The organism is Streptomyces lushanensis (genome assembly GCF_001700515.1).
Classification (GTDB): Bacteria; Actinomycetota; Actinomycetes; order Streptomycetales; family Streptomycetaceae; genus Streptomyces; species Streptomyces lushanensis.
On record NZ_MAUD01000055.1, the window covers coordinates 43,209 to 55,355 of the forward strand.

The 12,147-nt window shown below is 72.2% G+C and carries 8 protein-coding genes; 5 read left to right on the plus strand and 3 right to left on the minus strand.

What is annotated here, in order from left to right; all coding sequences use genetic code 11:
- Positions 1-22 precede the first annotated feature (22 nt).
- From BFF77_RS04905 to BFF77_RS04915, 3 genes are all read right to left on the minus strand, one after another.
- Complete coding sequence (locus BFF77_RS04905; protein ID WP_066944141.1) at positions 23-718, minus strand: NADPH-dependent F420 reductase; 696 nt, start codon at positions 716-718, stop codon at positions 23-25.
- Positions 719-836: 118 nt separating this feature from the next.
- Positions 837-1,292, minus strand: a complete 456-nt coding sequence (locus BFF77_RS04910; RefSeq protein ID WP_066944143.1) for a lamin tail domain-containing protein — start codon at positions 1,290-1,292, stop codon at positions 837-839.
- 300 nt (positions 1,293-1,592) lie between these two features.
- Positions 1,593-2,390: an HpcH/HpaI aldolase family protein gene (locus BFF77_RS04915; protein ID WP_066944145.1), complete on the minus strand. Its 798-nt coding sequence runs from the start codon at positions 2,388-2,390 to the stop codon at positions 1,593-1,595.
- A 776-nt stretch (positions 2,391-3,166) separates the two neighbouring features.
- Here BFF77_RS04915 and BFF77_RS04920 point away from each other — a divergent pair.
- The 5 genes from BFF77_RS04920 to BFF77_RS04940 all read left to right on the plus strand — a co-directional run.
- On the plus strand, positions 3,167-4,978 hold the full coding sequence (locus BFF77_RS04920) for an AfsR/SARP family transcriptional regulator (protein WP_066944147.1): 1,812 nt from the start codon (positions 3,167-3,169) through the stop codon (positions 4,976-4,978).
- A gap of 68 nt (positions 4,979-5,046) precedes the next feature.
- Complete coding sequence (locus BFF77_RS04925; RefSeq protein ID WP_066944149.1) at positions 5,047-7,308, plus strand: TOMM precursor leader peptide-binding protein; 2,262 nt, start codon at positions 5,047-5,049, stop codon at positions 7,306-7,308.
- The gene (locus BFF77_RS04930) at positions 7,298-9,286 is read left to right on the plus strand and encodes a TOMM precursor leader peptide-binding protein (protein ID WP_245703245.1); all 1,989 of its coding nucleotides are present in this window, start codon (positions 7,298-7,300) and stop codon (positions 9,284-9,286) included. The genes BFF77_RS04925 and BFF77_RS04930 overlap by 11 nt, the downstream gene beginning before the upstream one ends.
- A 36-nt stretch (positions 9,287-9,322) precedes the next feature.
- On the plus strand, positions 9,323-11,029 hold the full coding sequence (locus BFF77_RS04935; protein ID WP_066944151.1) for a nitroreductase family protein: 1,707 nt from the start codon (positions 9,323-9,325) through the stop codon (positions 11,027-11,029).
- A 149-nt stretch (positions 11,030-11,178) separates the two neighbouring features.
- On the plus strand, positions 11,179-12,147 hold a 969-nt coding region (locus BFF77_RS04940), incomplete at its 3' end, for a lantibiotic dehydratase (RefSeq protein WP_211280156.1).

Here is a 12,147-nt window from a genome sequence, read left to right on the forward strand (position 1 = left end):
GCCGGTGCCCGGCGGTGGTGCCTCAGCCCTGGCGTTCGGCCGCGGCCAGGCCCGCGCGGATCGTCTCCGTGTCCGCGCTCGCCGCCGGGACGTCGAGGTTGTCGCCGTGCTTGTGCAGATCCAGACCGTACGGCAAGCCGTAGACCGGAGTGTCGCGCTCGAAGCGCCAGCTCTCCGCGAGCGGGCCCGCGTCGACGATGTCATAGCCGAGGAGATCGAGCAGCCGTGCGGCGGAGGTCTTCGCCTCCGGGTCGTCGCCCGCGATCGGCAGGGCCGTGCGGTCGGGCGCGCCCGTGGGGCGTGCCAGCGCGGCGAGATGCTTGTAGAAGATGTTGTTGAACGCCTTGACGACCTTCGACTCCGGAAGGTGCTCCTGGAGCAGACCGCTGGTGGTGGTCCGCTGTGCGTCCAGCTCCGGGAACCGCCCGTCGCGCTCGGGATAGTAGTTGTTCGTGTCGAGGACCACCTTTCCCACCAGCGGCTCCACCGGCACCTTGCGGTAGTGCTTCAGCGGGACGGTGACCACCACCCAGTCACCGGCCTCCGCGGCCTCGACGGGTGTCGCGGCCCGCGCCCGCGGGCCCAGTTCGGCCACCAGGCCGTCCAGGGTCTCGGGGCCCCGGGAGTTGCTGAGGACCACGTCGATACCCGCGGCGACGGCGAGCCGCGCCAGGGTGCCACCGATGTGTCCACTGCCGATCAGTCCAAGAGTGCTCATACCGGTGCCAGCGGGGGACACCGCGGCGGTATTCCCCGCCGCGGTGTCCCGGCCACCTTTGGAGCAGTTTCCGGCCTGAGTGGTCCCCGGATGGAGCGGTCCCAGGACTGACCGGCCGTCAGCAGTTCTTGTAGTCGGCCCGCGTGGAGTTGTACGAGCAGGTGTCGTGCACCGCTCCCGAGGACCGGGTCAGGGTGGCCTTGTCCTTGTCGTTGTTCCAGACGTAGGCGGCACGCTGCTGGAAGACCGTGGCACCGGTGTTGGTGCCCTTGCCCGTCTTGACGGTGACGGTCTTCCCGGCCTTGAGCGTGAATGTCTTGAATATGTACGCGTGCCGGGAGGCGTCGGTGAGCTTCCAGCCCTTGAGGCTCACCGGCTTGGCGGTGGTGTTCTTGATCTGGACCCACTCGCCGTTGAGGCTCGTGTTGGTCCGCTTGTCCGAGCCGGGGGAGTCGTACCAGATCTTGGTGATGTGCACGGACCCGGCGGCCTGCGCCTGTCCGGGGAACATCATCAGGGTGGCGGCTGCCGCCGCGAGAGCGGCGGCGGCGCCGGCGGTGCGGGCACGGGGCATGAAAGGATACGTCCTGTTCGGGGAAGGCGCCGCACAACAGGGCGGGCGCGAGGAACCCGACATTACGCAGCGCGTGCCCTTGAAATACTGCTTTCCGGGAAATCACATCAGAAGTACGCTCACGTCCCTGCCGGCTCCCGGTCGGTCCGCATGGGGCTCGGACGCGGATATGTGACGGTGCGTCGGTAACGGGTGCAGGCGCCCGCCGTCCGACGGCACCGGGGGTGTGTGCGGCGCGCGGGGAGCGCCCCCGGCGGACGCTCCCGGGCGGGGATCCCGTCGGCCCCGTACCCGACGGACTCACCCGGCCTCCCCGGTGCCGCGCGCGGTGGCGAGATGACGGCCCGCGGCCTGTTCCAGATGGACCAGATCGCTGGAGACGGTGGCGAAGGTGAAGCCCTCCGCCAGCCGCCCGGCGGCGCTCGCGCCGTCCGGGGTGTGGACGCCCGCCGCGACACCGGCGCCGGCCGCCGCCTCGCGGATCGTCACCAGCGCAGCCTCGAACCGCTCGGCGACCGCCGGATCTCTCGTGGTGGCCCCGCCGATGCCCAGACGCAGATCGGAAGGGCCGACATAGATACCGTCGAGGCCCTCGGTGGCACAGATCTCCGCCACATTGGCCAGACCGTCCGCGGTCTCGATCATCGCCAGCACGACCGTCTGCGCGTGCGCCTGCGCCGGGTCGGGCCCGATCCGCAGGGCCGAGCGCATCGGGCCGTACGAGCGGTGGCCGAGCGGCGGATACCGCACGGCCGCCACGGCGTCGGCCGCTTCCCGTGCCGTGCCGATCAGCGGCACGATCACACCGGCCGCTCCCGCGTCGAGCGCGCGGCCGATCGGCCCCGGGTCGTTGGCCTCGACCCGCACCAGCCCGACGGCGGTGCTCCCCTTGGTGTCGATGGCGGTGAGCGACGCGAGCACTCCGGTGTAGGCGATCAGCCCGTGCTGGGCGTCCAGGACCACGTAGTCGTAGCCCAGGCGTGCGATCCGCTCGGTGGAGACCGGCGAGTCGAGGACGGACCAGTAGCCGATGAGCCGCTCCCGGGCGCGCAGCGCAGTGGCGAAGGCGGCGGGCGTGCCGGACTGGTCTCGGGTCATGAAGGGCTCCTTCGGTGCGATGGAGGGAAGCCGCACGGCATCACGGTGTGGCCGGGGCGGCCGGTGTCATCGTGACAGCGACCGGAGACGGCGGACGGGTACTCGGCGGTTGTGCCCGGGCATCGGGCACGGGGCAGCGGGCCGCGCAGCCGCGCGGCGCAGCGCCCGGGCGTACGGCTCGGCCGGCGCGGCGGCGGTCGGCCCGGTCCCGGTGACCCGGCCGGTCGAGCGGAGTGGAGCGACCGCGCTCCACGGGACCTTTTCGTCCTCCGGCCATGGTTCCGGTCAACTTCGGGCAGAGCGGTGCGAGCGGCGCAGCCCGTCACGTGCCGGGCCATGCCGGGCCATTCACGCTCATTCAAGCGCCTTTCCGCTTATTGGTCGGCAGCCCGAGAATACGAATCACGGCAAGGGTCGACTTTCCATGAACGACTTACTAGGATGCCCAACAAGTTCTTGGCGCCCGCATTGTTGAGACCTGACATATGTCAACTCGGCAATCCATTCATCTGTTGGTAAAGCACAGTTAAAGTCTTCAGGCTGCCCTCTGTGTGACGGTCGAAGATCGACATGGTGCAAACGGGCAGGCGGTCGGGCGTGTCGCGCTGTTACGGGGGAGTTGGAAATAGTGGGGCCCGATAGAGGTCTGTACCAAAGAAGATTGCGAAAGATTTCAGTCCTGCGATGTCGGCGATGTCCCGGCGATGTGATGTGCCCAATCTCCGGCACTTTCGCGCGCCGCGGGCCCGAGTGCTGATTCGGAGGGCGGGAGTCGCGTGCGTTTCCAGCTTTTGGGCCCTTTGAGCATTGCCGATGGCCAGGACGCTGTTGTCCTCAAACCGTCCAAACCGGCCAGCCTGCTCGCGGCTCTGCTCATTCATCCCGGATCCGTTGTCTCGACCGGTTATCTGCTGCGCGCCCTGTGGGACGAGGACCAGCCGGCCACCGCCAGGGCCGCGCTCCAGAGCTGTGTCCTCCGGCTGCGCCGGCTCTTCGCCAAGTACGGGGTGACGGGCAGCGCCATCGAGGCGGTACCCGGCGGCTACCGGATGAACGCCGACGCCGACACACTCGATCTGGTGCGCTTCCGCGCGCTGGTACGGGCGGCGGACGGTCCGGGCGACGCGGAGAGCGAGCTCTACCGGCTCAAGGAGGCGCTCGTCCTGTGGCAGGGACCGCTGCTGGCCAATGTGCCCTCCCCGATGCTCCACCGCGACGAGGTGCCCGGCCTGACCGAGGAGCGGCTGCGCGCGCTCGAACGGGCCTGTGACATCGAGCTCGCGCTGGGCCGATGTCGACAGGTACTGGTCGACGTGTGGGAGGCGGCGCGCAGGCATCCCGGGCGCGAGCGTTTCTCCGAACAGCTCATCGAAGCGCTCTACCGCACCGGCCGGCAGTCGGAGGCCCTCACCGAGTACCGCTCCGTGAAGGGCCGGATGAAGGAGGAGCTGGGCATCGATCCCGGCCCGGGACTCCAGCGGCTCGAACTGGCCATACTCCGGGGTGACGACCTCGGTCCCCTGTCCGCCGACCGGGCCGTGCCGCTCCCCGGCCCCGCGGCGGTGGCCCTCACGCCGGGAACGGCGCGGCCCGCGCTCGCCGCCGCCCCCGCCCCGGCTCCCGCTCCCGTCGTACCTTCCGCGCCGCTCCCGCCGCCCGTACCGCCCGTGCCGTCCTTCACCGGCCGGGCCGCCGAGCGGGCGGCGATCAACGCGAGCCTCACCTCGGGAACGTCCGCCACCGTCGTGGTCCTCTCCGGAGCCCCCGGCATCGGCAAGACGGCGCTGGCGCTCCAGAGTGCCCACGACTGCCAGGACAGCTTCCCCGGCGGTGTGTTCGTCCTCACCATGACCCGTCCCGACGGATCGTCCCTCACCGCGGCCGAGGCGATGGCGGAACTCCCCGCGCCGGGCACCGCCGCCGGGCGGACCCTGGTCGTCCTGGACGACGTCACCACCGCCGACCAGGTGCGCCCGCTGCTCCCCGCCGCGGCCGGCGGCGCGGCGGTCGTCACCAGCAGACGCGGACTGGCCGGACTCGTGGCCACCCACGGCGGCACGGTCCACCGGCTCTCCACGCTGGATCCCGAGGAGTCCCAGGAACTGCTGGTTGCCGCGCTCGGCGCGGGCCGGGTGCACGCCGAGCCCGCCGCCGCGCGCGAACTGGCCCGCGTCTGCGGTCACTTCCCGCTCAGCCTGCGGATCGCCGCCGCCCGGCTGCTCACCCGTCCCGGGCTGCGCATCGAGGACTGTGTGGCCTGGCTGGCCGAGGATCCGCCGGCCAGGCTCTCCCTCGCGGACGACCCGAGGATGTCCGTACCGCACGTGTTCGGCCGGGCCCTGCACCGGCTGGAGCCGCGCTGGCAGCAGGCCTTCCGCCAACTCGGCGACCAGGAAGGGCTGCTGCTCCCCCCGGGAGTGCTCGGCGACTCCGCTGAGGCGGAGGAGGCGCTGGAGCGTCTCGCCGACGCCGGACTGCTCGAAGAAGGGCCTCCCGGCCCCTACCGCATCCATCAACTGCTGAAAATCTACGCGCGTCAGCAGGCGCGCGAATGGAACCGGAACCGGACGGCCACAGTGCCCCACTGACGGGCGATGCCCGCATTCGAACGATCCGGCCACCTTGACCACGCCACGTATCCAGGGGTGTCATCCACATGGGCTCAACCTATGAAGCCGTCGCCACGACCCGTCCGCGTATCCGCCGGGACGTCCTGTTCACCGAGACGGCGGACGGAGTGCTGTTCCACAACGCCGACGGCGGGTTCCAGCTCACCGCCAGGTCCGCCTACCGCTTCGCCACACTGATCGTCCCGCATCTCACCGGGGAGCACTCGGTCGCCGACATCTGCCAGGGCCTCGGCGACCAGCAGCGCGCCATGGTCGGCGAACTGGTGAGGAGCCTGTACGAACGGGACTTCGCCCGCGCGGTGCCGCCGGCCGGGACCGAGGAGGTGGACACACCGCCCGATGCGGCCCGTCGCTATGCCCCGCAGATCGCCTATGTCGATCACTACTCGGACGACGCCGAGGCCCGGTTCCGGCGCTTCACCACCGCGCGGGTGGCCGTCCTCGGTGACGATCTCGTCGCCCGCTGGTGTGTGCTCAGCCTGATCCGCAACGGCTGCGCCACCATCGGCGTACGGACCGGACTCGACGGCGAGTCCAGGGAGATCATCGAGACCGAGGCACGGGAGGCGGCGGACGACGGCTGCCCGGTGACTCTTGTCGACCTCGGCGCGGACGATCCCGGACAGCCTCTGGGCTGGCCGGACCTCGACGGGTACGACATCGTCGTGGTGACCGGCGGGGCGGAGGCGCCGCGGCGGCTGTTCCCGCTGCTGCGCGCGGGCGTTCCCGAGGGCCGTACGCTGCTGCCCGCCTGGTCCTACGGCCATCACTCGGTGGTGGGCCCGCTGATGACGGCCGGGGCGACGAGCTGCTGGGCGTGCGCCGCGCTGCGTATCGGCTCCCACGACGAGGCCGCTGCCGCCGCCGACATCTGGAGCGCTCTGGCGCTGCCCGGCACCGTACCGGTCGGCGACCCGCCGAGCCGTCCGCTGGCCGCCATGATCGGCAATCTGCTCGGCTACGAGATCTTCCGGATCACCACCGGCGCGCTGCCCGCCGAGACCGCGGGTCAACTGGTCGTGCAGGACATGAAGTCGCTCGACGTGTCCGCCGAACCGCTGCTGCCGCACCCTCGCTGCCCCTTCTGCGCCGACGCCGGCGCGGACGAAGGGGCCGGGCGAAGTGCCGTACCGGCAGAGGCCGTCGATCTCGCCACGGCCGGGAGCGGCACGCCGGCGATGCCCACGCTCGCCACGGCCCGGGAGGCCGACGCCCTGGTGGAGGAGCTGAACCGCCGCTCGGTGCTGGTCCGGCCACGGGCCGGTGTCTTCGGCCGGTTCGCCGACGAGCCGCTCACCCAGATCCCGCTCAAGGCCACCGTCGTCGAGTTCGGCACCGGCCACGCGACCGCGCGCCGGGTCGCCGCCTTCGACGTACACCATGTCGCGGGGGCCCGGCTGCGGGCGCTGGACGCGGCTGCCGAGGTCTACGCCGAGCATGTCGTCCCCACGGCGGGTGTGCTGACCGGCGAGCGGCTCACGGCGGTACGGGCGCGGACACGCGCCGTGGAGCCCGCGGAACTGACGACCGCGGGCGCGGCGGCGGCCACCGATGAGCCGGTGACCGCGTGGACGCTCGCCACCTCGCTCCTGACCGGGGACCAGCTCCTCGTGCCCGCGGCGGCCGTACGGACCTTCGGTCTCCACAACGCCGGCCGGCTGTTCGAGCCGACCCGTGCCGGAACCGGTGCGGGAGCCTCGGCGGCCGACGCCGCGGCCGGCGGACTGCTCTCCGCCCTCGCCCATGACGCCCTCACCCGTGCGCTGCGCGGCGGACCGGTGAGCCGGATACCGCTCAAGACGCTCGGTGAAGGCCCCGACGCGGACGCCGAACTCACCTTCCTCATCAGGTCCGCCGCCGTCCTCGACGTCGAACTGGAGCTGCTCGACCTGGGCGAGGGCGACCGCTCCGGAGTCCATGTCCTGCTGGCCCGGGGAGCGGGCGGCTGGGCCGTCGGGTGCCAGACCGGCTGGCGGAGCGCCGCCGTCGCCGCCGTACGCGATCTGCTCGGCACCGTTCAGCTCGGCCGTGACGACTCGGCCGCGCCGTTCGACGCCGGAGACCCGCTGCTGCGTGACCTCGACGCGACGACTCTCGACGCCGCCGACACCGATGGCCCGCCCGCCGCCGCGGACCGGGAGGCCATCACCTGGTCCGAGGTGCTCGACCGGCTGCGGGCGGCCGGACGCGACGCCCTGGTGGTGCCCACCGGCTCCGCCGACCTGGCCGTCGCCGGGATCAGGACGGCCCGGGTGCTGCTCACCACGGAGGCATCCCGTGGCGCCTAGCACCCTCGCCACGCGCCCGGCCGGACCCGCCGGTCCGGCCGATCGCGCGGGCCTGCGTCTGGCGGACCTGCTGGGACGCGCTCTGGACCGGCTCGGCGGCCCCGAGGCGGCGATCAGCGCACTCGGCACCGCGGACGCGTTCGCCCCCGATGACGCCGGGAACACCGGGACGGACTCCCCGGAGCGGGCCGTCCCCGTGCACCTCTACGGCGGGCACGCCATCGTCGGACCATCGCCGGCCGGCGCCGGCGCAGGAGATGCCTCCGGTGCGCCCTGCTCGCGCTGTCTGGCCCGCCGCTGGCAGGCCGTACGGTCGGTCGCGCTCCGCGACGCCCTGGAACTGGGCGGCGAGACCAGGGCGGCGGGGGAGTGGCCCTACGCCACCGCGTTCGCGGCGGACGCCGTCGCCGCGCTCCTCACCGCCCTGCGGGACCAACCACCGCCGTCCCAAGGGCCGTTCCCCGAGATTTGGCTCGTCGACCTGCGCACGCTCACGGTCCGGCACTATCCGCTGGTCCCGGACCCGGAGTGCCCGCGCTGCGCCGCACCTGCCACCGACACCGCCGAGGACGCCCGGATCACCCTGCGGCCCGCCCCCAAGCACCGCGCGGGCACCTTCCGGGTGCGTCCCATCGAGTCGTACGCCATCGACGTGGCCGCGTTCGCCAATCCGGTGTGCGGCGCGCTCGGTCCCTCCGTGGTCCATGACGTCTCCTCCACGTCCACCTCGGCGACCATCGGCTGTTTCTCGATGCGCTCCGGGGAGTATCTGCGTGAGACGTTCTGGGGCGGCCACGCCGACTCGTTCGGCCGCAGCAACCGCATCGGCGTGCTCGAAGGCATGGAGCGGTACGCCGGAATGCGGGCGCGCTCCCGGATCACCAGCGTCGTGGGAACGCTGGACGAGTTCGGCGCCGACGCCGTCGATCCCCGCGAAGTCGGCCTGTACGCACCGGAGTTCTACCGGGACAACCCCCGGGTCCGGCCGTTCGCGTCCGACCGTGAGATCCCCTGGGTCTGGGGCCACTCCCTGCGTGACGACAAACCGCGGCTGGTGCCCGAGGTGCTGACGTACTATCACGCGCCCGGACTGGAGAACAGGTTCGTCCAGGAGAGCTCCAACGGCTGCGCCTCCGGCGGGTGTCTGGAAGAGGCGGTCTACTTCGGTCTGATGGAGGTCGTCGAGCGCGACGCCTTCCTCCTGTCCTGGTACGGGCAGCAGCCGCTGCCCGAGATCGACCCGGCCACCAGCACCCGCGCGTCGACCCGGCACATGGTCGACCGGCTGGCCATGTACGGCTACCGGGCCCGGTTCTTCGACGCCCGGATCAGCTTCCCGGTCCCGGTGGTCGCCGCCGTCGCGGAACGCTTCGACGGCGGCCTCGGCCGGATGTGCTTCGGCGCGGGCGCCGGGCTCGATCCGGAGTCCGCGCTCGACTCGGCGCTCTGCGAGATCGCCACCGACGCGGTCAACCTCCAGGGCCGCTCCGAGCGCGACGAGCCACGACTGCGCGCCATGGCCGAGGACTTCGACCGGGTGACGGCCCTGCACGACCATCCGCTGGTCTACGGCATACCGGAGATGGGCCGCTACGCGGACTTCCTCCTGGACGGACGCGGCGCGCGGCGGGACGGCGCGCCGCGGGCCCCGCGCGCCGTCGCCGATCTGCGCTGGCCCGATCCGTCCGGCGCCCCGGCCTCCGGGGACCTCCGCGAGGATCTGCGCCGCTGTGTCGACGCCGTGACCGCGGCCGGCTTCGACGTGGTCGTCGTGGACCAGACCATGCCCGAGCAGCGGGCGCTGGGACTGCACACCGTCAGTGTGCTCGTTCCCGGACTCCTGCCGATCGACTTCGGCTGGTCCCGCCAGCGCGCCCGCACCATGCCCCGGCTGCGCACCGCCCTGCGCGAGGCGGGACTGCGCGACCGCGACCTGACGCCGGGGGACCTCAACCCGGCGCCCCACCCCTTCCCGTGAACCGACCGTTCAGCGTCCAGCAGAGAGGAGCGTCCCGTGGGCTACGCCCATGAGTACGCGGCAGCGATCATGCAGCGCGGCCGGATCCCGATGGAGCCCGCCGATTTCGTCCCCGACTGGGCCGACCGGCCCCGTAAGGCGAAGTTCTACCCCGGAGTCGGGGCGTTCCCGCTGCCGGACACGGACTTCCCGGCGGAGGCGACCGTCGCGGCCGGCTGTCTGCCCGCCCGGGGCACCGGCGCCGGGGACCTGACCACGGGCGACGCGCCGACCGATGGGCCGTCCGCCGGCCGGGCGGCCACCGACCGGCCGTTCACGCTGGACACGCTGTCCGGGATGCTGCGGGACTCCTACGGGCTCACCGGACGCCGGCTCGGTGTGCAGACCAATACGGATCTGGCGGCCCTGCCGCACTACGCCCAGGCCAACTGGTCACGCGGCACGGCCTCCGGCGGAGGTCTCTACCCGGTCAGTGTCTACTGGATCTCCGGCCCCGGCGGACCGCAGGCGCCCGGCATCCACTACTACTCGGCCCCGCACCACGCCATGCAGCGACTGGTCGCCGGAGATGTCACCGGTGAGGTACGGGCGGCGCTCGGCGGGGGAGCGGCCGGTCGGGTAGGCACCGGCCACGACCAGTTCCTCGTCCTGGGCATCAAGTACTGGCAGAACGCCTTCAAGTACAACAGCTTCTCCTTCCACGCCGTCAGCATGGACCTCGGCGCGATCCTCCAGACCTGGCGCATCTGGGCCCGCGCGCGTGGTCTGAGGGTCGAGCCGCTCCTGTGGTTCGACGAGCAGAGGCTCAGCCGACTGCTCGGCGTGGACAACCAGGAGGAGGGCGTCTTCGCCGTCGTCCCGCTGACCTGGGAGGGTGCCAGGCCCACGGCTCCCGCGCTGTCCGCACCACCGGCCGTCCGGCACACCGATTCCGAGCGCTCGCGCACGGTCCTGCGCTTCGAGACGCTCCAGCGGATCCACACCGCGACCACCGAGGCCGCCACCGAGCGCCCCGCACCGGGCGCGCTGGCCCCGGCGGTCACCGCCACGCCCGCCGGCACCGGTGTGAGCGTGGCCCTGCCCGCGCCCGGGCTGCCGCCCGTGAGCGTCCGTACCGCACTGCGCACACGCAGGAGCAGCTTCGGCCGCTTCGACGCCGGTACGCCCGTCACCACCGCGCAGCTGGCCGCGACGCTCGCCGCCTGCGCCGCCTCCTCGCTCGGCAGCGACGCCGAACGGCCCGGACCCGCCGCGGCCGGCTCGGCCGGCGCCCCCGTACAGGACCAGCCGGCCACCCCGGGGCTCGTCACGCTGTACGCCTTCGTCAACCATGTCGAGGGCGTCGAGCCCGGTGCGTACGCCTACGATCCGGCCGCCCACGAGCTGCGTCTGGTGGTGCCCGGCCCGCCGGGACCGTTCCTCCAGCGCAACTACTTCCTCTCCAACTACAACCTGGAGCAGGCGGGCGCCGTGCTCGTGCCCACCGTCCGGACCACCGCCGTGCTCGACGCCGTGGGGGACCGCGGTTACCGGCTGGTCAACGGCACGATCGGAGCCGTCGCCCAGACCTTCTACACCGCGGCCTCGGCCCTCGGACTCGGCGCGGGCGTCGCGCTCGGCTTCGACAACATCTCCTACATCGAGGAACTCGGTCTCGACCGCACGGGCGAGGACCCGCTGCTCATCATGCTGCTCGGCAACGAGCGGGCGCGGCCCGCCGACTTCCGCTACGAGATCGCCTGACCCGGGACGGGAGAACTGCCATGACACCGGGCACCGGTACCAGTATCAATACCAGCACGACCTCGAGCACCACAGCACCTGCGAGTCCGAGCACGGCCGAGGCGGCCGTGGAGGCCGCGGAGACCGACTGGCGGCCCGGCCGGCGCTTCATGCTGCGCGTCGCCGGACTTCCCGTCGAATCCGTGCACGCCCTGCGCTGCGAGGACAGCAGCCGCTGGTCCGACGACGTCCTCGCGGCGGAGGACCGGTTGCGGACCCGTGGTGCCGAACTCAGCGATCTGCTGCACGAGGTGGTACGGACCACCGATGTCGCCCCGGACGGTGAGGGCGGCGCGCAACGCCGTGAACTGCTCGCACTGCGCCGCCAGATCTTCAACAACCGGCTGCCGGCCGAGCCCGGGAGCGCCGTCGCCCTCGTCGCCGCACTCGACGCGCGCGCCGCCGAACTGACGGCGCAGTGGCTCGGGGACCGCCTGCGTCTGGAGAAGCTGCGCGCCGAGGGAGCACCGCTGCTCGCCGCCGATCTCGACAGGACCCGCGCCGCGCTGCGCGGCCTGCTCACCGAGGACCGGCTGCGCTGCGGACTCCTGCTCGCCTCCCCGACCTTGGAGGGGCAGCTCGACGCCTATGTCGCCAAGGCCGCGTCCGGCGCGCCGCACGACAAGCGGATGCGGAAGATCGAACGTTCGGTGCTGTCCTATCTGTACCGGACGGCCTGCAAGACGAGCCCGTTCAGTACCTTCACCGGTGTGGCCACCGGACTCTTCGACGAAGGCGGCAGCGACGCCGCCCTCCGCGTGGACGAGGAGTGGTCGAGCCATGTACGGCTCAATGTCGTCGTGCTGGGACGCCTGGCCGAACTGATCCTCGCCGACCCGGCCCGGCGCGGTGATCTGCCGGTACGGCTGGCCTCCGGATGGGAGCGCGACGACGACCGGATCCGGTATGTACGCCAGTGGGTCACCGCGGGCGACGACTCCGCCGCGGTCACCTTCGACGCGGTCAAGGACCGGCTGTTCTTCCTGCGCCGCAGCGGCACCCTGGACCGGCTGCTCGCCCTCTTCGACGCGGACCCGGGCGCGGACGCGGACACTGGCACTGACACAGAGGCCGGTACC